The 25,900-nt window shown below is 53.0% G+C and carries 28 protein-coding genes and 1 pseudogene; 19 read left to right on the top strand and 10 right to left on the bottom strand.

The genetic code is table 11. The features are described 5' to 3' along the window. The first annotated feature begins 65 nt into the window (after positions 1–65). The 4 genes from M0R30_RS01175 (at position 66) to M0R30_RS01160 (ending at position 1,696) form a co-directional block, all read left to right on the top strand. Complete coding sequence (locus M0R30_RS01175; RefSeq protein WP_292542276.1) at positions 66–458, top strand: spore germination protein GerW family protein; 393 nt, start codon at positions 66–68, stop codon at positions 456–458. Between the two features lie 18 nt (positions 459–476). After that, positions 477–1,169 carry a DUF2953 domain-containing protein gene (locus tag M0R30_RS01170; RefSeq protein ID WP_292542275.1) on the top strand — a complete coding sequence of 231 codons (693 nt, stop codon included), beginning with the start codon at positions 477–479 and terminating at the stop codon, positions 1,167–1,169. Next, positions 1,166–1,381, top strand: a complete 216-nt coding sequence (locus M0R30_RS01165) for a hypothetical protein (RefSeq protein ID WP_292542274.1) — start codon at positions 1,166–1,168, stop codon at positions 1,379–1,381. The genes M0R30_RS01170 and M0R30_RS01165 overlap by 4 nt, the downstream gene beginning before the upstream one ends. Positions 1,382–1,516: 135 nt before the next feature. Then, positions 1,517–1,696 (top strand): hypothetical protein, encoded by a 180-nt coding sequence (locus M0R30_RS01160; RefSeq protein ID WP_292542271.1) that lies wholly within the window; start codon positions 1,517–1,519, stop codon positions 1,694–1,696. 55 nt (positions 1,697–1,751) lie between these two features. On the opposite strand, the gene M0R30_RS01155 is transcribed toward M0R30_RS01160, so the two are convergent. After that, the gene (locus M0R30_RS01155) at positions 1,752–2,120 is read right to left on the bottom strand and encodes a response regulator (protein WP_292542269.1); all 369 of its coding nucleotides are present in this window, start codon (positions 2,118–2,120) and stop codon (positions 1,752–1,754) included. Next, positions 2,110–3,921 carry a PAS domain S-box protein gene (locus M0R30_RS01150; RefSeq protein WP_292542268.1) on the bottom strand — a complete coding sequence of 604 codons (1,812 nt, stop codon included), beginning with the start codon at positions 3,919–3,921 and terminating at the stop codon, positions 2,110–2,112. Before M0R30_RS01150 ends, M0R30_RS01155 begins: the two co-directional genes overlap by 11 nt. Before the next feature lie 184 nt (positions 3,922–4,105). Here M0R30_RS01150 and M0R30_RS01145 point away from each other — a divergent pair, with 184 nt between their 5' ends. The 4 genes and pseudogenes from M0R30_RS01145 to M0R30_RS01130 all read left to right on the top strand — a co-directional run. Next, on the top strand, positions 4,106–4,783 hold the full coding sequence (locus M0R30_RS01145; protein WP_292542267.1) for a 2,5-diamino-6-(ribosylamino)-4(3H)-pyrimidinone 5'-phosphate reductase: 678 nt from the start codon (positions 4,106–4,108) through the stop codon (positions 4,781–4,783). Positions 4,784–5,439: 656 nt separating this feature from the next. Beyond that, positions 5,440–6,669 carry an anion transporter gene (locus M0R30_RS01140; RefSeq protein ID WP_366513080.1) on the top strand — a complete coding sequence of 410 codons (1,230 nt, stop codon included), beginning with the start codon at positions 5,440–5,442 and terminating at the stop codon, positions 6,667–6,669. 243 nt (positions 6,670–6,912) lie between these two features. Next, on the top strand, positions 6,913–7,197 hold the full coding sequence (locus M0R30_RS01135; protein WP_292542266.1) for a nucleotidyltransferase family protein: 285 nt from the start codon (positions 6,913–6,915) through the stop codon (positions 7,195–7,197). A gap of 94 nt (positions 7,198–7,291) precedes the next feature. Beyond that, positions 7,292–7,543 (top strand): annotated as a pseudogene (locus M0R30_RS01130) (HepT-like ribonuclease domain-containing protein); the annotation flags it as partial. 175 nt (positions 7,544–7,718) lie between these two features. Here the strand turns inward: M0R30_RS01130 and M0R30_RS01125 are convergent. The 4 genes from M0R30_RS01125 to M0R30_RS01110 are packed head-to-tail and all read right to left on the bottom strand — an operon-like array spanning position 7,719 to position 10,609. Further along, positions 7,719–8,423: a hypothetical protein gene (locus M0R30_RS01125; protein WP_292542265.1), complete on the bottom strand. Its 705-nt coding sequence runs from the start codon at positions 8,421–8,423 to the stop codon at positions 7,719–7,721. Position 8,424: 1 nt separating this feature from the next. Then, positions 8,425–9,123, bottom strand: coding sequence for a hypothetical protein (locus tag M0R30_RS01120; RefSeq protein ID WP_292542263.1), 699 nt, complete (start codon positions 9,121–9,123; stop codon positions 8,425–8,427). Next, positions 9,120–9,974 carry an ABC transporter ATP-binding protein gene (locus M0R30_RS01115; RefSeq protein ID WP_292542262.1) on the bottom strand — a complete coding sequence of 285 codons (855 nt, stop codon included), beginning with the start codon at positions 9,972–9,974 and terminating at the stop codon, positions 9,120–9,122. Before M0R30_RS01115 ends, M0R30_RS01120 begins: the two co-directional genes overlap by 4 nt. Further along, on the bottom strand, positions 9,971–10,609 hold the full coding sequence (locus M0R30_RS01110) for a PadR family transcriptional regulator (protein ID WP_292542775.1): 639 nt from the start codon (positions 10,607–10,609) through the stop codon (positions 9,971–9,973). The genes M0R30_RS01115 and M0R30_RS01110 overlap by 4 nt, the downstream gene beginning before the upstream one ends. 688 nt (positions 10,610–11,297) lie before the next feature. Between M0R30_RS01110 and rsgA the strand changes: the two genes are divergently transcribed. After that, entirely contained in the window at positions 11,298–12,392 is a 1,095-nt protein-coding gene (rsgA, locus tag M0R30_RS01105) for a ribosome small subunit-dependent GTPase A (protein ID WP_292542261.1), read from the top strand. A gap of 1,348 nt (positions 12,393–13,740) precedes the next feature. Continuing rightward, entirely contained in the window at positions 13,741–14,208 is a 468-nt protein-coding gene (locus M0R30_RS01100) for a hypothetical protein (RefSeq protein ID WP_292542260.1), read from the top strand. An 89-nt stretch (positions 14,209–14,297) separates the two neighbouring features. On the opposite strand, the gene M0R30_RS01095 is transcribed toward M0R30_RS01100, so the two are convergent. Further along, positions 14,298–14,927, bottom strand: a complete 630-nt coding sequence (locus tag M0R30_RS01095) for a hypothetical protein (protein WP_292542258.1) — start codon at positions 14,925–14,927, stop codon at positions 14,298–14,300. Between the two features lie 196 nt (positions 14,928–15,123). On the opposite strand from M0R30_RS01095, the gene M0R30_RS01090 reads away from it, so the two are divergent. Further along, positions 15,124–15,486: a cupin domain-containing protein gene (locus M0R30_RS01090; protein WP_292542257.1), complete on the top strand. Its 363-nt coding sequence runs from the start codon at positions 15,124–15,126 to the stop codon at positions 15,484–15,486. A 159-nt stretch (positions 15,487–15,645) separates the two neighbouring features. Here M0R30_RS01090 and M0R30_RS01085 read toward each other — a convergent pair whose 3' ends face one another. The 3 genes from M0R30_RS01085 to M0R30_RS01075 all read right to left on the bottom strand — a co-directional run bounded on the left by M0R30_RS01085 (position 15,646) and on the right by M0R30_RS01075 (position 16,613). Next, positions 15,646–15,951: a hypothetical protein gene (locus M0R30_RS01085; protein ID WP_292542255.1), complete on the bottom strand. Its 306-nt coding sequence runs from the start codon at positions 15,949–15,951 to the stop codon at positions 15,646–15,648. Between the two features lie 106 nt (positions 15,952–16,057). Further along, positions 16,058–16,267 (bottom strand): AN1-type zinc finger protein, encoded by a 210-nt coding sequence (locus tag M0R30_RS01080; RefSeq protein ID WP_292542254.1) that lies wholly within the window; start codon positions 16,265–16,267, stop codon positions 16,058–16,060. A gap of 61 nt (positions 16,268–16,328) precedes the next feature. Beyond that, positions 16,329–16,613, bottom strand: a complete 285-nt coding sequence (locus M0R30_RS01075) for a hypothetical protein (RefSeq protein ID WP_292542252.1) — start codon at positions 16,611–16,613, stop codon at positions 16,329–16,331. 141 nt (positions 16,614–16,754) lie between these two features. On the opposite strand from M0R30_RS01075, the gene M0R30_RS01070 reads away from it, so the two are divergent. The 8 genes from M0R30_RS01070 to M0R30_RS01035 all read left to right on the top strand — a co-directional run bounded on the left by M0R30_RS01070 (position 16,755) and on the right by M0R30_RS01035 (position 25,822). Further along, complete coding sequence (locus M0R30_RS01070) at positions 16,755–19,193, top strand: heavy metal translocating P-type ATPase (protein WP_292542251.1); 2,439 nt, start codon at positions 16,755–16,757, stop codon at positions 19,191–19,193. Positions 19,194–19,201: 8 nt separating this feature from the next. Further along, positions 19,202–19,345, top strand: coding sequence for a YHS domain-containing protein (locus M0R30_RS01065; protein ID WP_292542249.1), 144 nt, complete (start codon positions 19,202–19,204; stop codon positions 19,343–19,345). A 131-nt stretch (positions 19,346–19,476) separates the two neighbouring features. Next, positions 19,477–20,553 (top strand): hypothetical protein, encoded by a 1,077-nt coding sequence (locus tag M0R30_RS01060; RefSeq protein WP_292542248.1) that lies wholly within the window; start codon positions 19,477–19,479, stop codon positions 20,551–20,553. Between the two features lie 31 nt (positions 20,554–20,584). After that, positions 20,585–21,043 carry a tetratricopeptide repeat protein gene (locus M0R30_RS01055; RefSeq protein ID WP_292542246.1) on the top strand — a complete coding sequence of 153 codons (459 nt, stop codon included), beginning with the start codon at positions 20,585–20,587 and terminating at the stop codon, positions 21,041–21,043. Positions 21,044–21,146: 103 nt separating this feature from the next. After that, positions 21,147–21,635 carry a ferritin gene (locus M0R30_RS01050; RefSeq protein WP_292542245.1) on the top strand — a complete coding sequence of 163 codons (489 nt, stop codon included), beginning with the start codon at positions 21,147–21,149 and terminating at the stop codon, positions 21,633–21,635. A 118-nt stretch (positions 21,636–21,753) separates the two neighbouring features. Continuing rightward, entirely contained in the window at positions 21,754–22,860 is a 1,107-nt protein-coding gene (locus M0R30_RS01045; protein ID WP_292542244.1) for a DUF362 domain-containing protein, read from the top strand. 312 nt (positions 22,861–23,172) lie between these two features. After that, positions 23,173–24,525, top strand: a complete 1,353-nt coding sequence (gdhA, locus tag M0R30_RS01040; protein WP_292542243.1) for an NADP-specific glutamate dehydrogenase — start codon at positions 23,173–23,175, stop codon at positions 24,523–24,525. A 145-nt stretch (positions 24,526–24,670) separates the two neighbouring features. Beyond that, positions 24,671–25,822: a hypothetical protein gene (locus tag M0R30_RS01035; RefSeq protein ID WP_292542242.1), complete on the top strand. Its 1,152-nt coding sequence runs from the start codon at positions 24,671–24,673 to the stop codon at positions 25,820–25,822. The last annotated feature ends 78 nt before the right edge of the window (positions 25,823–25,900 follow it).

Here is a 25,900-nt window from a genome sequence, read left to right as displayed (position 1 = left end):
TGATCTGTCCCGGGCTGCTGCCATGTTCAAATACTGGAACGATAATAGATTCACCGGTGAATACCATGTCCAATGAACAGATGCTCAAGGAGACGGCATCCGAGCTGAAAGGATTCCTCTCCACGAAGAACGTGATGGGCGAACCGATCGATTTCGGCGACAAACTCGTGGTCCCGGTGGCACGCTATGGCTTCGGGTTCGGTGCCGGCGGCAGCCACGTAAAAGACGGCGGGGGACAGGGGGCCGGGGCCGGAGGCGGGATCGAACCCGTTGCGCTCGTCATCCTCCACAAGGACGTAAAAGGTCCCGAAGGTGTCCAGGTCATGTCCTTAAAGAAGGACAGCCAGATCGCGCAGGTAATTTCTGCGCTGAGCGAGTCGCTCGCACCGCAGCTGATCGATGCGGTCAAGACCATGACCCGGAACAAGGCTCCGGACACGAAAAAGGAAGATCTCTAAAAAGTTCGATCTTTTTTTATGGACGCACTCCTCATCCCGGTCTTCATACTCTTTGGGCTCCTTGTCCCGGTCCTTGCCCTGATGCTCCTGCTCTATGCAGTCCCGGTACGGGCCGCTGCCACGCTCATCCATACGGCAGATGACAAGAAGCAGACCGTCAAGGTCTCGTGGAGTATTATTGCGTTCCGGATTTCCGGATACGGAGCTGGTCAGGTCATTGAGGCCCTCATCCTGGACCACGTGATCGTTTCACATACCATGCCACGCGAAATACCGGAGGAGAAACACGACGAAGAAATTATACCGGAGCAGGTGCTTGGGAGTAACGGAAAACTGGATGCCGGGGAACTCATCCGTATCGTGCAGCGGATGACCGGGCCGGTCGGGACGTTCCTGTCAGTGTTCCGGGAACAGAGCCGGTTCGAAAATGCAACGGGTACGGTGACCCTCGGGCTTGGCAGCCCGTCAGTGACCGGCGAGGTCTATGGGTTCTACTGGGCGTCCCGGTTTATCCTCCTCGCGTCCCGCATCGATATCGGGATGAGACCGGTCTTTGACCGTGTTGTCCTCGAACTTGACCTGACCGTCCGGGAAAAGATCGAGCACCCGCTTCTCGTTCTGATCGCAGGCCTGACGCTGTTCTTTGACCCGGCTACGCAGGACACGATAAAAGCCGTGTCAAAGAAACAGCCGGGGGTAGCCGGGGCATGAACGCTGAATTCCGGCTCCAGCTACCGCAGGTGTACGGCAACCGGACGATCATCCCGGTTGTCCGTGAAGTGTCGGCCTGCCATGAGTACGGCATGATGGGTTCTCTCCAGCCTGTTGCACTCCTCATCGGGGAGGACGACCAGTGGGGGATCGCCCTGCTCGAAGGAGACTCGGTGGTCGCACTCCTCGAAAAACTCGTACTTCCTGCCTGAAATTTCCGGGATTTGCGAAAGATTGCACCACAAGGGCGTAAACAGAACGGTTCGGACGCGTGCACGGGGGCCGTTCGACCAAAAGTCTTTTTTTGTGTCAGATCGCATGGTTTGTGAGGATTTGCAGCGATTATCATGACACTGCTCGACGATCTGGGAACAGAGATGAAGAAGGTTGAAGCGAAGATCCACAAGGCCGAGCTGGACAAACAGCTCAGTGACCTTGGTCAGGGGATCAACAAAGTCGGCCACGAGATCTCTCAAGAGATCATGAACGCACCGGACACCACGTCCGCAGAAAATACCGTGCCGTAACCGGGACACGGGGTTCATGCAAAAAAGAAAGAAAATTTTTCTTGTTTTCTGATTTTTATTTTCCAAGGAACCGTTCGATGCCGGCCTTGAGTTCCGGTATCGATACGGGCTTCTGGAGCACGCCAAGGCAGGGGTCGTTCATGACTGCGATCTTTTCCTCGACCGAGGGGGAGGCCGTGAACAGGATCACCGGCAGTTCCTTATTGTCATATTCCGTCCGGAGCTTTTCCAAAAACTCCCAGCCATTCATCGGGGTCATCATAATGTCCAGCAGGATGAGGGCAGGGGGATCACTCTTCACGCGTTCGAGCGCGTCCAGCACATCCGGGACAAGGACCGGCTCGTATCCGATCTTGCGGAGGATGATGTCCATCATGTCGAGAATTGGCTGGTCATCTTCAACAAGCATGATCTTACGCATCATGGTGCACTTCCTGTTCCCGGGGTACATGGATGGTAAACGTACTGCCGGCGTTCACGACACTCTCCACCGTGATGTCCCCGCCATGCATCTGGACAAGCTTCTTCACAATCGAGAGCGACAGGCCGAGGCGCTCGTATTTCCGGGAGAGGACCGTGCCATCGACCAGCTGGAACGGTTCGAATATCGAGGTGAACTGGTCCTGCGGGATGCCGACACCATTGTCCCGGATCGCGATGTGGTGCTGCTTGTCCTCGATCCCCGAACGGTAGAAGATCCCGATCTTCCGCGGGGGCTTGGAGTAATTCACCGCATTGGTCAGGAGGGCTTCGAGGATGCTGTACAGCCGGTCCATGTCCGCGGTGACCGTGACCGAGTCTTCGATCGCAACGGTCAGCTCCGCTTTGGTCGCATACCCGCCATCGTCAAGGACTCGCTTGACAAGGGGTGCAAGAGGGAATTCCGAGCAGCTCAGATGGAATTTCCCGCTCTCGAGGATCGAGAGGTCCAGCATCTGGTTGATGATCTGCCGTTCACGGTCGACACTCACCAGGCACCGTTCAAGGATCTTTTTCGCATCGTCCTTGATCCCAAAACTCTCCGGATCGGAGATCAGGAGGTTGAGGTACCCGAGGATAGGCTGGAGCGGTGTACGCAGCTCGTGGGCCACCGTGACAATGATCCCCCGGCGGTGCTCGTTGTCCCGGTGGATCCTCTCTTCAAGCCGCTGCCGTTCCGATATGTCGACAAGGTTGATGAGGGTCGCGGGATTGTCAAGGTGGCGGATCGGGGTCGTGAAGATCCCCCCGCCCCGCAGTTCACCGTCTTTCGTGATGAACCGGAACTCTTTTGCGAGCGGGGAGGGAAGTTTCTGGCCCCACTGTGAAGAGAACTCTGCAAATGATTCAGAGTCACGGGGATCGATGAACGTGGCAAGGTTCTTGCCCGTGATCTCTGCCGCAGGGTACCCCAGGAATGCCGAGAAGGACGGGTTGGCGAACCGGATATAACCGTTCTGGACAATGAGGATCGATGTCGGCGAGCTCTCGGTCAGCTGCCGGTACTTCATCATGTTGTCGTTGTTCAGTTTCTCCGCAAGCTTGCGGGTATTGATGTTCATCACCGAGCAGCTGACCGTTTTGTCATCGATGTGGTCCCAGGAGAGGTTCACCCAGCAGGAAGCCCCGTCTTTTGTTGCAAACCGTGTCTCGAAGTTTTCCGTGGTCTTCTGCTTGCCAATCCGTTCAAGGAACCGGCTCTTCTCCCGGGGAGTAAGGAGCACATCGAGAACGGTTTTCTTCGTGATCTCCTCGGGAGAATAATTCAGCATGTGGGCAAACTTCTCATTCGTCTGGTTTATGGAGAAGGTCGCAGCATCGAAGAGCAGGATGCCGAGCTGCGAGTGTTCAAAGACCGTCCGGTACCGGGCTTCCCCGGCCCGGATCTGCTCGATAAAATAGGTGATGATCGCGGCGATAAGGACAAAGAGGATCGCCTCGGCAGAGATACTCACCAGTGCCAGGGAATCAGGAAAACTATAGTAATACCCGATCGCCTGGAAGACGACAGCACAGATCCCGGCAATGTAGAGGCCGCGTTTTTGGAAAAAATAGACGGCATAGATGATCGGGATGAAGAAGAGCGGGGTCGTGATCATGAAAAACGGGAGGGAGAACGACAACCATGTGATCAGGATACACGACACGGTCAGTGAGAAGATGACAACGATCCGGACGAGATCGGTCTCGGTAAGGGTATGCCGGAGGATCCGGACCACTTTTTCTCCCATGGCTTCACTCGCCATTTGATTTTCTTTTTATTTGAAGATCACGGTAAGGATCCGAATATTATGACCGGGACACCGTTCTTTTTACCAAAGTGTTACGGTTTGTATGAAAAATGCAGGAACGTGACTGGCGGGAAAAAACCATCATGGGAAATAAAAACCGGTGGTTTGATATAACCGGGAACGCAACCATCGATGGAAGATGCGACCTCACGTGATTGTCAATACGGCGATGAGTGCGGACGGCAAGCTCTCCACCCGGGAGCGGCGGCAGGTGAAGATCTCCGGGGTCCAGGACTTCAACCGCGTTGACCGGCTCAAGGCCGGCAGCGATGCCGTGATGGTCGGGATCGGGACGGTCCTTGCCGATGACCCGTCACTGACCGTGAAGGCGGATGAGTGCCGTAACAACCGGATCAAGCGGGGCGTTGACGAGCACCCGGTCCGTATCGTGGTCGACAGCCACGCCCGTATACCTTCGGATGCGAAGGTGCTCCACAAGGGACCGGGAAAACGGATCATTGCGGTATCGGAACAGGCCGATGAGAAGAAAGTCGCACAGCTCAGGACCCTTGCCACGGTCATCATTGCGGGGGACGAACGGGTCAACCTTGTGCAGCTCATGGATGCGCTGGGCACCCTGGGCATCAGGCGGGTCATGGTGGAAGGGGGCGGAACCCTGATCGCCGGTCTTATTGCTGACGACCTGGTGGACGAGATCTACACATTTGTCGGCAACATCATCATCGGCGGGAAGGACGCACCGACTCTGGCAGACGGAGAGGGCTTTATCAGGGAAGCCGAGTTCTGCCAGCTCACACTCCTTGAATCCCGCAAGATCGAACAGGGTGTCCTCCTCCACTGGAACGTGGAACATTGATTGAAACAGTTCCTTTTTCTGTTCATAAAAAATATCGGAAAGCAATACACAGTCAACTGTGATTAATTATAAAATCAAAACTTTCTCTTTAATTTTCAAATAACATACTTAACTATTAAAATAAAAAAATTATTTGAAGAATGATTTTACCTCATCTATGAGGGAGTCTATCGTATCAATTCCCGCTCGAATAATCAGATAAATAATGCATCCGATTCCGAACAAAATTAATATCCATAGGAGTATGGTTGCGTAAAGTGGAATCATCGTTTTCCTTTCCTTGTTTATACATTATAACAACCCCCACACCATCAAACTCCTTCAGGTTTTTTATCCTGTAGGTATCCCTTATCGCGGGCCACTCTGGATTTTCCAGCGAGTCAGATGGAGATATATATGAATGTGTAACTAAAAAATTTTGTTTCAAAATTATTCTATATGAGGGCTCCCCGCCTCAGGGCCCCTCGCGGGGCACGGCGGGACAATTACCTGCAATCTCTGTACGGTAATTGAGGCCGCCGCGGGGCGCCCTTCGGGGCGGCGGCAAGCATCACAATCGGAGATATAGGAATCCTCCCTTAATCACATCATGAAAGGAAAATAATTCCCGAATCCCAATCCTCATCACCCGGCAATGAGAGAGATCCAGTACGTACATCCCCATCATCGTCCTTGCCGCCGTCTTCCTCCTCATCACGGTCCGTCAGGTAGGCAGGTTCAATCTTAAGATCTGGCAGATCATGCTGGGCGGAGCGGTGGCAGTCCTCGTCACCGGCCAGATTTCACCCATCGATGCACTCCACGCAATCGATAGTGACGTTATGCTCTTCCTCTTCGGCATGTTCGTTATCGGCGAGGCGCTCGTTGCGAGCGGGTACCTCTCCTGCATCGCCCACCGTTTCTTTGCGCGAGCAAAGAATCCTGACCAGGTCGTCCTCTTCATCCTCTTTGGCATGGGCATCCTCTCGGCCCTGCTGATGAACGATACCCTTGCGGTAATCGGCACGCCGCTCATGATCGGCCTTGCCGCAGGCCGGCGGATGTCTCCGAAACTCCTGCTGTTCACGCTCGCGATCGCGATCACAACAGGGAGCGTGATGAGCCCGATCGGCAACCCGCAGAACCTGCTCATTGCGATCAACTCCGGCATGGCTTCTCCCTTTGTCACGTTCGCACTCTACCTTGCCGTACCGACTCTCATCTGCATAGGTGTTGCATGGATAGTGCTGCGCTGGTTTTACGAGGACGAGTTTTTGCCCCGCGAGACTGCTGACGAGCCCATCCCGCCGTGCGATCCCCGGCTGACCGTGCTGGTAAAATGTTCCCTCGCCATCATCCTGCTGCTCGCGTTACTGAATATCTGCACATCGCTCATCACCGGCTCGATGCTCGTTGCCCTGCCGCTGATCGCGATCGGTGCCGCTCTCCCCGTTCTCATCTTTTCGTATAAACGGTTTGAGATCCTCCGGACCATCGACTGGTGCACGCTCGTCTTCTTTGCCGCGATGTTCGTCCTGATGGAGAGCGTCTGGCAGACCGGGTTCTTCCAGTCATTGGTCAGCGGGGAGATGCTCTCATCGGTGCCGCTGCTCCTTGGCACGAGTGTTGTGCTCAGCCAGTTCATCTCCAATGTCCCGTTCGTTGCGCTCTTCCAGCCGCTCGTGATGGAGGCAGGAAGCGGCACCGCACAGCTGATGGCGCTTGCAGTCGGGAGCACGATTGCCGGCAACCTCACGATCCTTGGCGCGGCGAGCAACGTGATCATCATCCAGAACGCGGAGAAGCAGGGTGCGACCCTGACTTTTTTTGAATTCATGAAGGTCGGGCTGCCACTCACTGTCTTGCAGGTGATGGTGTACTGGGGATGGCTGGGGATGATGGGGTAACCCGCCTCCCGATCGAAATCTGATAGCAGTCTACCAAATGAATACATTTTTTACTCAATTGAATACATTTTATAGTCATTCAGCGCTGCTCATTCCTTAACAGAAAAAGACTTTTTTCATAGCACTTTTTCTCCCCAGGAGAGTGCCAGATATATCCACTTCTTCCTGTGATTGCGAAAAAATATCCTTACTGTCAATGGATTAATAACAAGAACACACCAACCACACACATACAGGAAAATCATGGATGCGCTCTCGCTCCTCCGCGAGCATGAACCGGAACTGAAGGAACGGTTTGGTGTAGCGAAGATTGGTATTTTCGGCTCATTCGCACGCAGGGAAGAACGCCCGGAGAGCGATGTTGACGTCCTTGTTACATTCCAGAAAGATAAAAAGACGTTCGACAATTTCATGGGACTAAAATTCTATCTCGAAGATCTCTTCAATAGAAAAGTTGATCTGGTGACGGATGCCGCACTCAAACCACTCATCCGCGACCCAATCCTGCAGGAAGTCGTGTATGCCTAGGTCCCAGCTGCTGTACCTCAACGATATTGATGAGGCGGCGGGAAATATCCGGTCCTATGTCGGCACCATGACATTCGAATAGTTCAGGAACGATCGGATGCGGGTCGATGCGGTTGTGCGCAATTTTGAGATCATTGGTGAAGCCGTTAAAAACCTGAGCGGAGATCTGAAGGCGCGGTATCCAGAGACGGACTGGAAATCGGTTGCCGGGTTCCGCGACATGCTCATCCATGGGTATTTTGGTATTGATCTGGAGATTCTCTGGGACATCATTGTCAATAAGATTCCATTATTGCAAGGGGAGGTCGCGGCCATTATCGCATACGAGAAAGGGACCGGGAAATAATTTTCATTTCGATCTTTTTTTCCGAACGGGCCGCCGGGCTGCCGCTGGCAATGCTCCGAATTATAATCTATTGGGGATGGTTGGCAGTGGTGGGATAGGGAAAGTGTACAATGAGCCGGTTGATGATTTGTCAATATCCGATGAATAGCCAGGAAATAAAAACGGGAGGGCTCAGTCAGATCCGGGAGAAACGGTAAACCAGCCCTCCAAGAAGCACGAACTGCAGGACCAGCCCTACAGAGAGCGAAAGATAGTCAAGTGATCCCGAGAGCAGCAACCCACCAAACGCAAGAATCGTCCAGAAGTGGGGAAAGATCGCAAAAATATACTTCCATGAACTCTGGATGAAAAGACTAACAAGCGGCAGCAGGACTGCGAGATCGATTCCCTTGAAAACCGCAATTGCATCAACCTTATTTCCGGACAGAATAACAATCGTCAGAGCAATGATCGGTGCAAGTAGTGCAAACATGAAGGAGATGAGGATGATGTCCGGAACCGGAACATCCGCAAGTCCGAGAATAACAAACGCAAGAACTGAATAGAAAAATGCAAAGAGAGTGGCGCACAACAGGCGGGAGAGGATAAAAACCGCAGGCGATACCGGCACGACACGTAATGCACTGAGAATATTCTCATCCCGTTCATCAATCATCAGAAATGCATAGACAAATCCAAAGATAACCGCCATCTGGATAAAAGCAAACGAGAGGATCAGGCAAGAGTATGGCACAAGATCATAGAACTGTTCAGAAATTTCGGGGATAATCCATGCACTAAGTAAGAGGAGGGGAAGCGGCAGGCAGAAGACCGCGACGAGCATCCGGTCCCGTATGATCATTTTCAGGTCGTTTGCTGCAAGCGAGAGGATAGATGTCATGTTACGATCCCCCAAGAACGATATGGGTATGGAACATCCTTTCGGCAAGAACGTAACAGATAGCAATGCATGCCGACAACATGAGTAATGCGTAGATACTGTCTGTAAGGGTAACCGGCTCAAAGATCCCGGATAACAACAGCAGCGATGCATGGGTTGGGAACAGGTAAAATAGCCAACTGTTCGAAAGACCGAAGTGATGGATGAGTGGAATGTTCAGGATGAGCAGGGTGACTGCACCAGCTATGAAGTACTCATTCACACTCGTAAATCTGCTCACAGCAACAAACCCGGCAAGGACAAAGAAGACAGATGTGAGGATCACACCTGCGAAAAAATACAGGTAATTCACTGCCACCCCCATTGTCATGACGAGGAGCAGGAAACTGGCAAGGATGGCGATTGCAGTGAGCGTGGTGATATGGGTGAGCAGGTATTCGCGGATTTCCATCGGAGTCACAGTCAGTGCCTGAAGGGACCGGTTGGTTTTTTCGTAAAGGACGAGTGCACCGATAAACACGAACCCGAGAATCGCAGGATCCAAAAGGATCAGCGCACTGACAATCGTTCCACGGTTTGCATGAGGGAAGGCATTGAGGAGGAGACTCCAAAGAAGTACGGTGACAAACGAGATATGGAAGATATAAAACCGGTAATCAAGCAGAAAATACCACCGGATCATCGATGCAAGGTGTTTCATTGCAGGCCCCTTCCGGTTACCGAGAGGAAGATATCCTCAAGAGTTGCTTCGTCAGTATGCAGGGACCGGATATCCGCACGATTCAAGAGATCGAAAAAATTTTTGTTGCTACCCAGCCCGTCCAAGGGAAATTCTGAAGATTGATTTCCGGTGCCCGTCTGGTATTCGACCCGGACGATTCGTTTTCCAAACTGCACTTTCAATATATGGGGACTCTCCGTAACGGCAATTTTCCCGTTCACCATGAAGGATACTCTGTTGCAGAGTTCGTCAGCCAGCGCCATGTTGTGGGTTGTCAAAAAAATTGTTTTTCCCTCGTTTTTCTTTCTTATGATAATGTCCTTGACCAGGCGGGCGCTTGCAGGGTCCAGACCCGAGGTTGGTTCATCAAGGAAAAGGATCTGCGGATCATGGAGAAGGCTGCGGGCAAGGTTCAGTTTCATCTTCATCCCCTTGGAGAACGATCCCACGAGTTTATCCATGTCCTGCTCGAGTCCTACCATCCGGAGCAGGGTGTTTATGTCTGTTGTCTTTTTTGTATAGAATGATTCAAACAGCGCAAGATTTTCCCGGGCTGTGAGTTTCGGGTAATGGTTGGGCAGTTCAAAACAGACACCGATCTGTTCATAGTAATCCGACGACCAAGTATCCAGTTTTTTTCCAAGAACTGATACATTCCCGCTATATCCACGAAGGAGACCAATCAGTATTTTTTGTGTCGTGCTCTTGCCGGCACCGTTTGGACCGAGGAAACCAAAGATCTCACCTTTCTGTATCGAGAATGAAATTCCTCCGACCGATGGTGCGGATGCACCGGGATAGGAAAAAGAGAGATCATTGACGGTGATCATGACTGGCCCCTCCGCGGATCCTGGACCGTTTTCATGGATCTGAAAATCTTTTCATCACTGATCTCTCCGATCTTGAAGAATTCGGGCGTTTCGTTGTTGTCTATCCGTTCCAGAATATGGAAGATCGATGTTCTGACGGAACGGAATATTTCGGTCTGGCTGTCAATAAGGATCTTCATGAGAGAATCGGGCATGGTGGCAGAATAAAGAGCTGATGCTTCAATGAGAATTTCAAGCTGAGCGACACGATGCTTCAGGATATGTGCAATCTCATCTTTCTCAAGAATATGGTAGAAAGGCAGATCAAGATAAAAATTTACAAAAATCCCCGGTGGGTTTTCTGAACTGATAAGCAGAATTTGTCGCAGCTGCTCCTTTCCCTCATTTGTGATCTCATAAATTATCTTTGGGGGCTTGTTTTGTTCTTCTATCCGCTCCATTAACCGGATATGCCCCATCGCCTTCATGCGTGACAAGGTATTGTACACGGTGGTCTTATTCAGCCGGAGCCAAGAGCCTGATGAGTCTGCCTTGTTTTCCATAAACCGGAAAATTTCGTACCCGCTCAGGGGACGATGGGATAACAATCCCAGGATGAGGAGTTCGGAGATCTTTATCGGTGTGGAATGCTTCATCCGCAAGAGAGCCTCAATGAGGTTATCGGGATCCAGGGGTTGTCGGACATTATGGGACATCACATACTAGTATAAGTTATCCCACTATTAGAATTTAATGAAAAGGAAACACATCCATTCCAGTTACCCGAAAGTGGGGGGGTCTTTTGTATCTTCAGAATGAGAAAAGTCTGGCATTTTGCGGGATTTTCCGGGTCACAGGTCAGGATTTATCCGGCGACTGACACTTTTCAGACGGGGAAAGGTCCATCCCAACACTCCACCACGCGAAGATCTGTTTTTTGGGATGTACTTGTTCCAAAAAAATCACACACAATGGCAAGGAACTCATCCTCTTTCTCAAGGTGGTGCGAGTGCGAAGCGTCCTCGAATATTTCCAATTGTGATCCCGGCAGCATTCTCTGGTAATACACGGTCGCAGACGGTGTTGCCTTGTCATACCTTCCGCACATGAAGAGTGGGGGGGATCGCCGCAGAAGACCGGAAAAGGTCTTCCAGAAGGATTTCGGGAGATGGTATCCCCAGAGGTTTTATAGCGTGAAAGGCACTGGGAAAGTCCCGGTATTTTCCTCACAGAACTTTGTCAATATGATTGAAAACGAAGTGTGCGCCGGGGCATGAGAGTGTGACCACAAAGCACTTGGTCCGCAAAAAATCACCTTTCATCACAAAAGTTCAGGTTTTTTTTATGAACCAATCCATTCCCGGATGCGGGCAACCGCATCCCTGTACCCTGGAACAGCTTGGCTGGACAGAAGAACACAAGGAAGCATTCAGAAAATATCCGGGACCCTACATACCGGGGCGCGTAGCCTGCAGGCAGAAGACCGTCTGGGAAGTATTCACCGGAAGCGGACCTGTCATGGCCGGGATCTCCGGAGCCCTGCGAAAACTCAGGAGTTTTCCGGCAGTGGGGGATTTTGTCGTGCTCCTCCACCAGCCGGAGGCCGGATCCACGACGATTGTTGCAATCCTCCCGCAAAAGACGGTGTTCACGCGGGGAGCATCGGGTCGGGAGGGAACGGATCAGGTCATTGCAGCAAACATCGACACAGTCTTTATTGTGACCGCAGCCGGCCCTGACCTGAACGCCCGCCGGATCGAACGATATCTCGCGATTGTCAACGCATCCGGTGCCCGGCCGGTGATCGTCATCAACAAATCCGATCTTGCGGAAGATCCCGCCTCGCTCACCGGACAGATTATCCCGGTCTCCTCCGGCATCCCGGTCGTTCCCGTCAGTGCCATGAGCGGCGAGGGGATCGGCCTGCTTGACCCGTACCTCGGGCCCGGTCAAACGATCGTACTTATTGGTTCATCGGGTGTCGGCAAGTCCACCCTGATCAACCGGCTCCTTGGCCAAAAAACGCAGAAGACCTCGGGGATCCGTGAGGATGACGGGAAAGGCCGGCATACGACAACCGTGCGCCAGCTCTTCATCCTGAAAGGCGGTTCGCTCATGATTGATAATCCCGGGATCCGCGAAGTGGGCATCGGCACCGCCTCGACCGGCATGAGTGAGACGTTCCCGGATATCCGGGAACTGGCGGAGTGCTGCCGGTTCTCGGACTGCCGGCACGAGCAGGAGCCGGGCTGTGCCGTGCAGGATGCCGTGAAGGCCGGCACTCTTTCCGCAGCCCGGCTGGAGAATTTCCACCGGCTTACGCGGGAGCTTGCGTTCGAGCAGGACAAAGCGGAGATCGGACTTGTCCGGTCCGAGAGGAAACGCTGGAAAGGAATCGCGAAACTCGGAAAGGAGATCCAGAAGGCGAGGAGGGAGTAGGGAAAATATTCTTGTGAGGGGGAGTGGGGGGATCAAAACCCCCCTCCCACACCGGTATACGACGGAATCCAGCTCTGGAACCCCCCTCTTAGATAGTGCAGATCCGGCCTCATGCAAAATACCTGTCACAGGTCACTGACCTGTCCGATGCACCTGACCTGTCACGGGTCAGATACCTGTGACAGGTCAACTGACCCGTATTAGGGACCCCTAAAACTGCGATCCAAAACAGGGGTTCTTTTCAATTTTCGGTACTCTAGCCTGTTTGGAAGGAGATCGGCCATCCAATTGCGTCTATTAGCGTGTTTTTTATTCTTTGACGGAGAAAATCAAATCCGGGCCCGTATCGCCCGACAAAATCTCCTCATTGTACCGTTTTTTGGGAATTACGCACTTTTGGGCGGGCCGGGTCAGCTACCCGAGATCATTCTCCGACGTGCGACAGGTCATCAGATCCTGGAGCAGGAGAAGAGTCCGCAGGACTCTTCGATTGAGAACCGTCTTTGCCGGAACGCATCTTCTCCATGGTATTTCGCAGGACTTATCTCCGACGTAAAACCTGTATCACCGTCGTTGGACTATCTGCCGGCCCCCCTGTTTGTGAAAAACTTCCAGGAGTTTTCGATGAAACAGGGGGTCGGCGGATCCCAATCCGGGCGCGTAGAGGGCTTCTTTCCGGAAAAGTGGAGAATCGGAGCCTGTATAGGGGCCGGATTGGGGATGGTCCGGATCGGAAAAAAGGGTGTTCCGGGGGGTGGTTCCAGTGACGTTTTCCAGCGTTGAGGCGGAAAGACGGAAGCCGGTTTTGTTCAGGGCCGGGAAAAATTCCGGAAAATATTTTAAAAAAAAAATTTCCGGAAAATCTTTAGAATTTTTCCGGAAATTTTCTGTACGAAAAAAATTGAAAACGTTTTACAGCGAGACCCGGAAAAATATTGGGAACGCATGAAATGGTCAGAAATTTTTTTAGATTTTTTCAGATTTATTGTGAATACCTGACGCGCAAAACGATTCGAAGCCTGATGGCTTCTCGAACCAGTCCTCGCTGATGCGACGACTGATTTCTATCGACTTTTGCGCTACGCACTTACCTGAACGAAAAAATGATCACGTCCCTTACCCGGCGAGGGGGATACGAGCCCTCCGGGCGACTCCCTGCATCAACAGGGAGGGGGTGACATCGTTATAGAAATATGATGGCTTTGGACAGTGAGAATTTTTTTCAAATTTTCTCGCATTTTTTTTAATTGAGCAAAATCATTCTGAAAAAATATTGACGTTAAATCATTGAAAACGATTCCTACAACCAAATAAAAAACTTAATCGTTGACTACACGAGTCTCATCTTATGAAATGGCAATTAATACTAATCGCCTTGTTGATAGGTTTTGTATTAATGGCTGGATGTAGTTCATCGCAGTCTGGCAATGACATCCTGACGCCAACAAACACGCCACTCATAACTTCACACCCTACTACGCAAATAACTCGATTGGCACCGCAAAATACTGTTGCATCTCCTCGGCCTACTATGATAATTAAAACAACAAAACTAACAACTCCAGCGATTCAAGAACCGACCCAAGAACCTACTGAAGAACTGACAATTCCTACCACAGAGATCACAACAACATCTGTTTCTGCTTCTAGTGTGTCGGGAACATGCACTTGCACATCTGACGCATATAATTGTAAGGATTTCACATCTCATGCCGAGGCACAAGCTTGTTATGCGTATTGTAAATCAATGGGAATGGGTGATATCCACAAACTCGATGCCAATGACGATGGTAATCCTTGTGAAAGTCTAAAATAGTGAGCCCTAATTTTTTTCCTTTTTGGAAATATCACGGCCGCCCTAAAAAACGTTCATGCCGGTTAACGGCCAACCCGGCAATCCATCTCTCACTCCTCTTTCAGTCTACCTTCCCGGAACAGCAGGCACCCCTGCCCCGGGGGAACGCCGGACTCCGGGTACGGGCAGACGTTGATCTCCATGTTGGTGATTCTCTCGTACACCTTTTTCTGTTGGATGATCGGCCAGAGTTTGTAGAGGTGGATCGTCACCGGTTCCCACATCGCCACCCAGCCCGCGACCTCAAGGGCAATGGCTCCCAGCTGGGCGATGGATGAGTCGGGAAAGGTCTCCGCAACAATCTTGCTTGCAATCATCGCAATCGCGAGAAATGCGAGTCCTACCACCATCGTGAACTTCCCGTATATCGACAGTTGCCGGAATTTCCGGTCCTGCACCATCATCATGTAACGGAAGTGGTTGACGATCGCATCGGGAATCTTCCGGGCCTCCTGCATGTCCAGCATAGCTGCCGGCAGGTACACGACAATCCGGAACTCCGTTTTTCTCGGAAAATCCCGCACGGTATCGACAATATAATCGGCGGCTTCATGGTCCAGCGCCCTCACGTAGAACGGGGCGGGATCGAAAGTGTTGAAGAGCTGGGCAACTGACGATAATTTGATCTCGATCAGGACGCGGCCATCCTCTTTCCGGTACAGCGACTCAATGCCCGTCATATTCCAATCCTGCTGATAGTCTTTGTTTCATCCATATTTATTCACTCACAGCACGCATGTTCCGCAGTCCTGCCTGCCGCACGCGCTTTTGTTGATCTTCGATTCCAGCACCCGCATGGTCCCTGCCGTATGATCCGCGTATCCCAGGGCATATCCCTATAATCCCCGGCGCACATATCCAAGAACGAGAACAACCATGACAGACCCCCGTGAAGAAGTGACGAGCGCTGACAAAAAACGCAAGGAGCTGACAGCAAAAGTCCTTGCGACAAACGACCTGCTCCAGTACCAGGACGGGACGGTCGCGAGCCGGATGATCGTCTTCAAGAAGGCCGGCACGATCACCCTCTTTGCATTCGACGCGGGTGAGGGGCTCTCCGAGCACTCCGCCCCGTACGATGCGATCCTCACGGTCACCGATGGTGAGGCAGATGTCACAATCGAAGGCGTCCCGTTCACCGTCAAAACCGGCGAGATGATCATCCTGCCGGCAAACAAGCCGCACGCCGTCCAGGCCCGGCAGCGGTTCAAGATGACGCTGACAATGATCCGGGAGTGAGAGGCACCACAGATTTCCGGCGTGTGCACCAGTTCACCTGCGCACCGGCAGGAAAAGAGCGGCATACGGACACCGGGGCAAGGTATAGCGTACGGGAATTATTTGTCGGGAACGAATAACCCGTAAAAAGATCCTGGAAAAAAGAATAATTTTCAGGATTTATTTTTTCGGCTTTGCAGCCTTCTCTACCTCAGCCTTTACCTTGCTGATGATATCGTTGAAGGACTTCTCGATCTCATCGGTTTTCTCTTTCACGGTCTTCCCGATATGCTTCTTGCCCTCTTCCGTTGCAACAAGATCATGCGTGGCCTTTGCAAGGTCGTCCATGGCGGAGATGACCGAGCGGCTCGCGGCGGCAAGGCGGGCATCGATCGGGTTCTCATTGTTCGCGGCTGCGGGGGTTTTAGGGGCAACGGGTTCTTCCACCCAGACCCCCTTCTCAAAGCGCCCAGTCTTTTCAGTCATAGTGATCACAGATTATTGATTTATCATTCTTATATAATGAAACTACAAAAGGTTTCCATCACCGGACCCGGCGGGAGTCCGGGTGCGGCGATCTTTTTTCCACCATTCATTTCGGCCGGTTCTTCCATTGATCGATGTTCTTGCAGTTATGATCGAACGGCAGCCGGTGCTTATCGCAATAGTACCGGTTACAGTATTCGCAGTGAAACGGGAGGTACACCCGTTCGCCGCAGACCGCACAGGTCCCGTACACGGGATACTCTTTCTTACGGAAGAGCCGTGAGAGACCGTCACGGACCCTGATGATGATTCCCATGCGTGAGAGGTGCTCCCTTTAACGTGAAAAATGAATCCCGTCAACCAGCCGGGCAACCATTTCAGCGATCCCCGGACGAGAACTCCCGGGGGCCCTGCTTCTTCTGCGCGTGCTCCTCGAGCATCCGCCGGATCTCATCATGTACCTTCTGCTTGTCGTGGATGCCGGTGAAAAGGATGCGGACGTTTTCCCGGTCATCTTTGAGGTAGGCTGCCTCGTCGTACACGATCAGGAGGATCTCCTCATCCTCCCCGAAAACATGTTCTTCCGGTTCTCCCCGCATGTACCGCTCGCGCTGCTCCTTTGTCGGAGCTGCGTATTTGTTGTCGTACCTGAACACACCCATGAGAACCAGTTCGTTGTCCGGAGAGAAAAACCCGGCCCGGTCATGAAAAAATCTTTAGTCGGGAGAAGCACACGGGAGGAACTTACCCCATTCACAACGATTATTATCCCGTAACCAGAGACACCACACAAGGAGACGCGTATGCCGGAGCCGGATAAGAAGAAAGCCGAACTGAAGATTTCCGGTATGCACTGCGCCACGTGTGCCGTGAATATCGAAGAGTCCATATCAAAGATCGGGACTGATACGAAGGCCCAGGTAAACTTCGGGACCGAGAAGGCCCAGGTTGAATTTGATCCGGCAAAGGTCACGCTTGGCACGCTGGAAAAAGCAGTGAAAGATGCCGGGTATGATGTTGTGAACAGTGAGGTCACTATCAAGGTCGGCGGCATGATGTGCGCCACCTGCGTGGAGACGATCGGGGCCGCACTCCGGGAATTGCCGGGTGTCGTCCGGGTCACGGTGAACCTCGGCACCGAGAAAGCGTACGTGACCTACAACCCCTCGCTCTCCGGCATCCCTGACATGAAGAAGGCGATCGAGGACGCGGGCTACCAGTACCTTGGGCTCTCGGGCGAGGTGAGCGAGGAGGCAGAGAAGAAGGCACGGGAAGCGGACCTGCACGAAAAGTTCGTGCGCTTCGTGGTTGGTTTTGCGGTGAGTATCCCGCTGATGCTCGCGATGTACCTCCCGCTCCCGGTCTCAATGCAGACGCTGGCATACGCGATGCTTGTCATCTCGACCCCGGTCTTTGTGTACGTGGCAGCCCCGATTTTCCGGGCCGCGTGGATCTCGCTCTCGCACCGGATGCTCTCGATGGATGTCATGTACGCGATGGGCACGGGCGTATCGTTTGTTGCCAGCGTGATGGGCACATTCGGGATCATTCTCACGCACGAGTTCATGTTCTATGACACCGCGATCATGCTCGCCGCGTTCCTGATGCTGGGCCGGTATCTCGAAGCGCGGGCAAAAGGCCGGACATCGGATGCGATCAAAAAGCTGGCCGGCCTGCGGGTGAAGGTCGCCACCGTGATCCGCGAAGGGACCGAGCGGGAGATGCCGGTCGAAGACGTGGTTGTCGGCGACCTTGTCATCGTGAAACCCGGCGCGAGCGTGCCGGTCGATGGCATTGTGACAGCCGGCGAGAGTTATGTCAACGAGTCGATGATCACCGGGGAACCGGTGCCCCCGCTGAAGACCCCGGGCAGTCATGTAGTTGGCGGGACGCTGAACACGAACAGCGTGCTCACGGTCCGGGCGGAGAAGGTCGGGAAGGACACGGTGCTCGCCCAGATCATCCAGCTCGTGGAAGACGCACAAGGCTCGAAACCGCCGGTCCAGCGGATCGCGGATGTTGCCGTTACCTACTTCATCCCGGCAGTGCTCATCATTGCCTTTGGTTCGTTCGCGCTCTGGTACTTCGTTTTCCACGAGACTGCCCTCTTTGCGCTGACCGCCCTCATCTCAGTCCTCGTGGTCGCCTGTCCCTGTGCACTGGGTCTTGCCACGCCAACCGCCGTAACCGTGGGAGTGGGGCGGGGCGCAGAACTCGGCGTCCTGATCCGGAATGGTGAGGCACTGGAGCTGGCCGGGAAGGTGACCACCGTTGTCTTCGACAAGACCGGGACCTTAACGAAAGGAAGACCGGAAGTGACGGATATTGTACCGGTCGGCATTCCGGAGGGGACGCTTCTCACCCTCGCTGCCAGTGTCGAGAAGAACTCGCAGCACCCGCTGGCTGTTGCCGTCGTGAAGGCAGCGCAGGAGCGGGGTGCGAAGGTTGAGGACGCCAAAAATTTCGATACGTTTGGCGGGAAAGGCGTTGCGGCGACCGTGCTGGACGAGACCGTGCTTGTCGGGAACCGGGCGTTCCTTGAAGAACGGTCCGTGGTAATCCCTCCCGTCACGGATTCCCGCATCACGGAACTTGAATTCGAGGGAAAGACCGCGGTGCTCGTTGCCGCGGGCGGGGAACTTGCCGGGGTGATCGCCATTGCGGACCAGGTCAAGCCTACCACACAGGAAGCGATCACCCGGCTCCGCGAGATGGGGATCAATGTCGCGATGATCACCGGGGACAACCGCCGGACTGCCGAGGCGATTGCCGGCCGGATCGGGATCGAACGCGTGATTGCCGGGGTGCTGCCGCAGGACAAGGAGGCGGAGGTCCGGGCCATGCAGGCAAAAGGAGAGGTGGTCGCGTTTGTCGGTGACGGGATCAACGATGCGCCCGCGCTTGCCCAGGCTGATGTGGGCATTGCAATCGGGAGCGGTACCGATGTTGCGATCGAGAGCGGGGACATCGTGCTTGTCCGGGACGACCTTGTCGATGCGGTTGCTGCGATCCAGCTCTCAAAGAAAGTGATGGGCAGGATCAAGGGCAACATCTTCTGGGCGTTCGCATACAACGCAGCACTGATCCCGGTTGCGGCGGGGATCCTTTACCCCTCGTTCGGGATCACCTTCCGGCCCGAGCTCGCGGCGCTTGCAATGGCGGCGAGTTCCGTGACCGTTGTCACCCTCTCGCTCCTGTTGAAAAGTTATATACCTGAAGCAAAGAAAGGCAGGAATAACTGAGGTGTTGTATGGCGATTGATCCGATCTGTGGTATGACAGTAGATGAAAAAACTGCGAAGTTCACGAGCGATTTCAAGGGAAAGAAATATTATTTCTGTGCCCCGGGCTGTAAGAAGAAATTCGATACAGACCCGGCAAAATACGCTGTGTAATCCGGACCGGCACATCCGCGCAATTGCAGAAAGTTCCCTATTTTATCCTTTTTTTCCGGTGATTCCGGAGAATTTTCCTTTTTTTTACGTGAATTTTTTTCGTGCATATTATTAAGCCACGGGTAAGAAGATTGTTAATAAGTGATGACCCGCTTGCCGGCATGAGGCAGGTCCCGGAGACCTCCATGAAAACAGAGATGCCATTATCCAAACCAATCCGCAGGTTCCTTACCCAGACCGAGGAACTGCTTGATACAGAGATCTCACTCCTGCGCCAGCCGGAGGCGGAGCCGGGCGGTACCCTTGTCGATAAATACACCTACGATATGGATACAAACGTCATCATCTTTCCCGCACAATATGTCGGCCTCTTAAAAGACTTCATTATTGCAAAACACTGCACGAACCTGCTCATCAAGGGCGCAGCAACGGAAAAACGCGATTACAAGATCGTCTCCTATACGGAAGACTCGGTGTATAGCGGCCTGCGGCAGATCTACATCGATGCACTCAAGGACGAGGCAAAGAAAGAGAAGAAACTCCCGGTCCAGAAACTCATCCAGATGCTCTTCATCCTCTTCTCCCAGTTCAACGACGATATCAACGAATTGCCGTGGAACGCGATCATGAACGCGAGCGTGTACCACCGCATGCCGAAGATCCGGAAGACCCAGCTCTACCATATCATGAAGGAGAGCAAGAACGACATGGACGAGATGATCGAACACGAGTCCATCATCCCCCGCCGGTATTTTGTCCTGGACAAGGCGATGTTCTATGCCCGCGACATGTTCCTTGCAAAGACCCTGCCGGCAGACGAGCTGATGCCGGTCTTAAACATCCCCCAGATGAAGAAGTTCAACCACCTGGAAGTCAAGGAGATGCTGACGACAAGGTGGACGCACACGGCCTGGTACCAGTCCAAGGTCTTTGGCGACAATATGCTCGCGATCATCGACAAGCCGCTCGGGCAGGTGAACTGGAAGGTAGATGAGCCCACGCTTGATTACTATTATGATCTCTACAAAGTCGGCGTCCTCGTGACAGACAACCTGGTCTCCTACATGACGATGAGAGACTGGTATGTCTGGGAGCCGCCCCGGCACCTGCTCGCAGCGCATGAGAAAAAAGAGGAGTACGAGAAGAATGCGCTGAAAAAGATCTTTGGCGATCTCATTACCGATACATGGGAGGACTCAGGATCATGAGCATCGGGAGACCAACAGGAGGCCCGGTGGTATGGCGCTAAAAGAAGCGATTGAACTCTTAAAGAAGGGGCATGCCTATGCAAAGCGCACCAAATACAAGGAAGCCCTCGGGTATTACAACCGGGCGCTCAGCCTTGACCCCAGATGTGCGGAGGGTCTGTTCCTCCGGGCGTCGATCTATATCGATACCGGGAAGTATAAGGAAGCGCTTGAAGACTGCGACAAAGCCCTTGCCCTTAACCAGAATTACTCGGATGCATGGTCGAAGAAAGCGCTCGCCCTCTACCACCTGGAGCGGTACGATGATGCCATCGTTGCCAGCACACGGGCCGCCTCGCTGAACGGGAATGATGTGAACGCGTGGTACATCAAGGGTGTCTGCCTCGATGAAGTCGGCAGGAGCGACGAGGCGCAGGAGGCCTACGGGCGGTCTCTTGAACTGGAGATCATCCTCGACATCCAGGCAGAGAGTAAAAAAGTCCGGAAATAATTTTTCCACGTTTCTCTTTTGATGTATTCCCGCCCGTACCATTGGCAGCATCCAAAACATTATCCAACGAAAAACCAATGGACGATCAAACGGAGGAGTCCGGATGATATCAAAAACCATGGAATCAGCGTTAAACCGGCAGGTCAACCGCGAGTTGTACTCTGCATACCTCTACCTGTCGATGTCTGCATATTTTGAGACCGCGAGCATGAAGGGATTTGCAAAGTGGCTGCGGCTCCAGGCAAAGGAAGAGCAGGGCCACGCGATGAAGATCTACGATTACGTGATCGCACGCGGGGGGGTTGTATCCCTTGAAGCGATTGAAGCCCCGAAAGCGAAATGGGCCTCTGCCGGCAAGGTCTTTGAGGAAGTGTATGCCCACGAGCAGAAAGTCACGGGCATGATCAACAACCTTGTGGACATCGCCATGAAGGAGAAGGACCATGCAACGTTCGAGATGCTGCAGTGGTTTGTCAAGGAGCAGGTGGAAGAGGAGGAGAATGCAAACGAGATCCTCAACCAGATCAGGATCCTCGGCGATGTTGTCGGCCACCTCTTCTGGCTCGACCACCAGCTCGGCAAGCGGGAATAATTTTACCATCCATTTTCTTTTTTATGATCTGCCCTCCTGCATCTCAGTGACCGCGAGCGACAACGCGAGAGATTATACGGTATGGGTGTCAACATTCCCCGCAAGGGGAGTGTGTGTAGTGAAAAGTCCCGTATACTTTGCGAGCCTCCGGGCATTTTCCGAAAAGGAAAGCACAACGGAAAAAGTACGCCAGTTGTTCGACCGTGCCGGTTTCCCGGACCTTGTTGCACCGCAGGACAAGACCGCGATCAAACTCCATTTCGGCGAAGCGGGGAGTGACGGGTTCATCAGCCCGGTCTATGTCCGGCAGGTCGTGGAGAAGGTCAAAGAGAAGAAAGGCCTGCCCTTCCTGACGGATACGAACACGCTGTACATGGGCGGCCGGTCCAATGCCGTTGAGCATATCGGCACGGCCATCCTGCACGGTTTCGACTACGCAGTTGCCGGGGCACCGGTGATTATCGCTGACGGCCTGAACGGGAAAAATATCCGGAAGGTCTCAATCGGGAAGAAGCATTTTGACGAGGTCTCGATTGCCGGGGATATTGCGGCAGCGGACAGCCTGATCGTGCTGAGCCATTTCAAGGGCCATATCGTCTCCGGCTTCGGGGGGGCGATCAAGAACCTTGCCATGGGTTGCGCCCCGCCGGAAGGGAAGCGGGCCCAGCACAATGCACGGCCGTTCACCATTCCCGAAAAATGTACGGGCTGCGCATCGTGCATGAAGGTCTGCCCGAAAGATGCGATCGCTGTGAAGAAGAAAAAGTCGGTCATTGACCAGGAACTCTGTATCGGCTGCTTCGAGTGCATGCACGCCTGCCCGGAGCATGCGATCGACATTGACTGGGAAACGGAGATCCCGCAGTTCATGGAGCGTATGGTCGAGTACGCGTACGGGGCGGTAGAGGGCAAGAAGGAGAAGGTCGGGTACATGAACTTCCTGATCCGGATCACGCCGGACTGCGACTGCTTCCCGTTCTCCGATGCACCGATTGTGCCGGATATCGGCATCCTTGCATCGAAGGACCCGGTGGCGATCGATGCCGCGAGTTTCGACCTCGTGAACCAGCAGCAGGGGTATAAGGACTCACTCCTTACCGCTCATCACCATCCGGGTGAGGACAAGTTCAAAGGTGTTCATGAGCAGACTGATGGGTACCGGCAGGTCCGGTATGCTGAGGAGATCGGGATGGGATCGCGCAAGTATGATCTCATCAAAATCTGATTTTTAAAATACGTGTAAAAATTCATCCTCTTTTTTGTTTTTTCCCGGTGATTTTCCAAAAAATCCGGTGAAAAAATCGCGTGAGGGCCCGTATAAAACAATATGTTTATAAGAGGATGGAAAGCAACGGCTTATTACTGAATAGATATTAAATGTAACCGGCTTGTGAAGAGCCCCTCATCAGACAACACCTTCGATATGCCAGATTATTCTGCAGCCAAAAAATATCCGGTGTTACCTGGGAAGATATCCAAACCCATTTATGGATCATTTAATTGATGTATCATACGGCAATAAGCGAGTGTGAATTGCATGGCTTCTTTAAAAGATAAGTACTTACAGCAAGTGTATGACGGAGTCGTCAAGAGAGACCCCGACCAGAAAGAATTCCACCAGGCCGTTTTCGAAGTGTTCCAGTCTTTCGAACCGGTCATCAAGAAGACGCCTGAACTCTTTGAGAACGGACTTCTCGAACGACTCGTTGAACCCGAGCGGGGCATCCAGTTCCGTGTGGCATGGGTAGATGACAAGGGCAAGACCCAGGTAAACCGCGGGTACCGGTTCCAGTTCAACTCGGCAATCGGCCCGTACAAGGGAGGTCTCCGCTTCCACCCCTCGGTCACCGCCTCCATTATCAAGTTCCTCGGCTTTGAGCAGATCTTCAAGAACAGCCTCACCGGTCTGCCCATGGGCGGCGGCAAGGGTGGCTCCGATTTCGACCCGAAGGGAAAATCCGATGCCGAGATCATGCGTTTCTGCCAAGCGTTCATGACCGAACTCTGCCGCCATATCGGCGCAGACCTCGATGTTCCCGCAGGTGACATCGGTGTCGGTGGCAGGGAAGTCGGGTACATGTTCGGCCAGTACAAGAGGATCCGGAATGAGTTCACGGGTGTCTTGACCGGCAAGGGCCTGTCCTTTGGCGGTTCACTTGTCCGGACCCAGGCAACCGGCTATGGCCTCTGTTACTTTGCGCAGGAAGCGATGGCGGTCATGAAGAAAGAATCCTTCAAGGGGAAAGTTACAGTCATCTCTGGTTCCGGTAACGTTGCAATCTATGCGGCTGAGAAAGCCACGCAGCTCGGGGCCAAGGTCGTTGCAATGTCAGATTCCTCCGGGTATATCTACGATCCCAAGGGAATCAAGCTGGACATCATCAAGCAGCTCAAAGAAGTTGAGCGGGAACGGATCAGCAAGTACGCAAAGATGGTGCCCGGCAGCGAGTACCACGAGGGCTGCAAGAAGATCTGGCAGATCCCCTGCAAGGTTGCACTCCCGTGTGCCACCCAGAATGAACTTGATGCTGAAGATGCAAAGACCCTCCTGAAGAACGGGGTTATCGCAGTCTGCGAAGGTGCAAACATGCCCTGCACACCCGAAGCTGCGGAGACATTCATTGCAGCCAAGATCGTCTTCTCTCCCGGAAAAGCATCCAACGCTGGCGGTGTCGCTACCTCTGGTCTCGAGATGAGCCAGAACTCCGAGCGCCTCTCTTGGTCCGCTGAAGAAGTTGACGAGAAACTCAAGGGGATCATGGTCAACATCTTCCACAATTCCTACAATGCATCCAAAGAGTATGGCATGGAAGGAAACCTCGTTGCCGGTGCAAACATCGCAGGTTTCTTAAAAGTAGCCAACGCCATGAAGGCCCAGGGAATTTTCTAATCCTTTTTTTCTGATTCGGCAACGACCGCACGCCATCGTCCCCGGGTATTATTAATCCTGCCCTGAAATCTGCGGAACCGCGCAATCGCATCCCTGCAAGGCAGATGGTTATTTACTATTACGAGAGAGATTCATTGTCATAATCATGATCCCGTGGCTCAATGCGAATTTCCGGCATTTCAAACCGACGGCAGCCATTGCCATCAATGCCACGCGGCACATGAACAAGATCGAGCGCAGGAAACTATTTTCTCCGGACATCGAGCCGATGCGGACTGCGGAAGGCCGGTGGTTCGAGGCGATTGTCTACGAGATGTTCCTTGACATTGCAAAAAAATCCAGTACGATCAAGTACGTTGCAATGAAAGGGGCCGATGCCCCGGGCCGTCGTGAGAACGTGAGGATAGGGCAGAACGGATTGTTCTATTCAAAGTACGGCGATATCACGATCCGGGGGAATGGCCAGGACCTTGCAGAGTTCGATTTTTTGCTGGTAGACTCAGGAGGCCACGTGGCGTTTGGCGAAGTCATCACGTCACCTTCCGACTTAAAAGAATTCGAAGTGGAGATCGCGTACAAGAAGAAACTGCTCGGGTACCTGTACGGGCAGACGATAACGCCGTTCATCCTTGTCTCATCCATCGATCTCTCCAACTATTCCGTTGTCAAACGGCTCTCAAAAGACAAGACCAACGCGATCATCCATACCAGCTCCTGCGAGGAGATCAAGTCGCTTGTCAAGCACTACCGCCCCCGCATCATCTACAATGAGCCAAAGGACCACCCGAAACTGATCCGGGCAACGGACATCCCGATGAAACAACCGTTCAATTACAAGGGCTATCACGACGAAGTCAGGAACCGGATCTTTACCGCGATCGCACATACGCCCGGCCGGATCAGCCCGGAAATTCCCGGGCCAACCGGCCAGCTGGTGAAAAAGGTGCTCTATGGAGGGCTCTTCCCCCCGGCGGTCAAGGCGGTCTGCGAGACGTGGGGAATAACCGTGAAAGGCAAGAAAATTGTAATTGAGGATTTCTCCCAGTTGTATTCCAAGGCGATCATTGCAACCGATCTTCCCGGTTATGAACTGATCATCTACCTCCGGTCACGGCAGAAGAAAGAGTACCATAAACTCGTGCAGATGAAAGACGGGCATTTCAAGTTTGAACGCCCGACACCCCCCAAGGTCGGTTTTTTCCTCTGGCTGGAAACCATCCAGCCTACGCTCGGGGCCCGGATCACACTACAAATCATCGATGCGTTCACTATCCATGAACGGCAGAAATCACAATAACGATTTTTACCGGCACAGATTTCCTGGAGACAGGACTTCCCATTTTCTCGATCAGGAAATTCCCCGGATCCCGTACAT

The organism is Methanoregula sp. (assembly GCF_023227875.1).
GTDB lineage: Archaea > Halobacteriota > Methanomicrobia > Methanomicrobiales > Methanospirillaceae > Methanoregula.
Note: the sequence above shows the minus strand (reverse complement) of the source record. Positions and strands in the feature narration are given on the sequence as shown.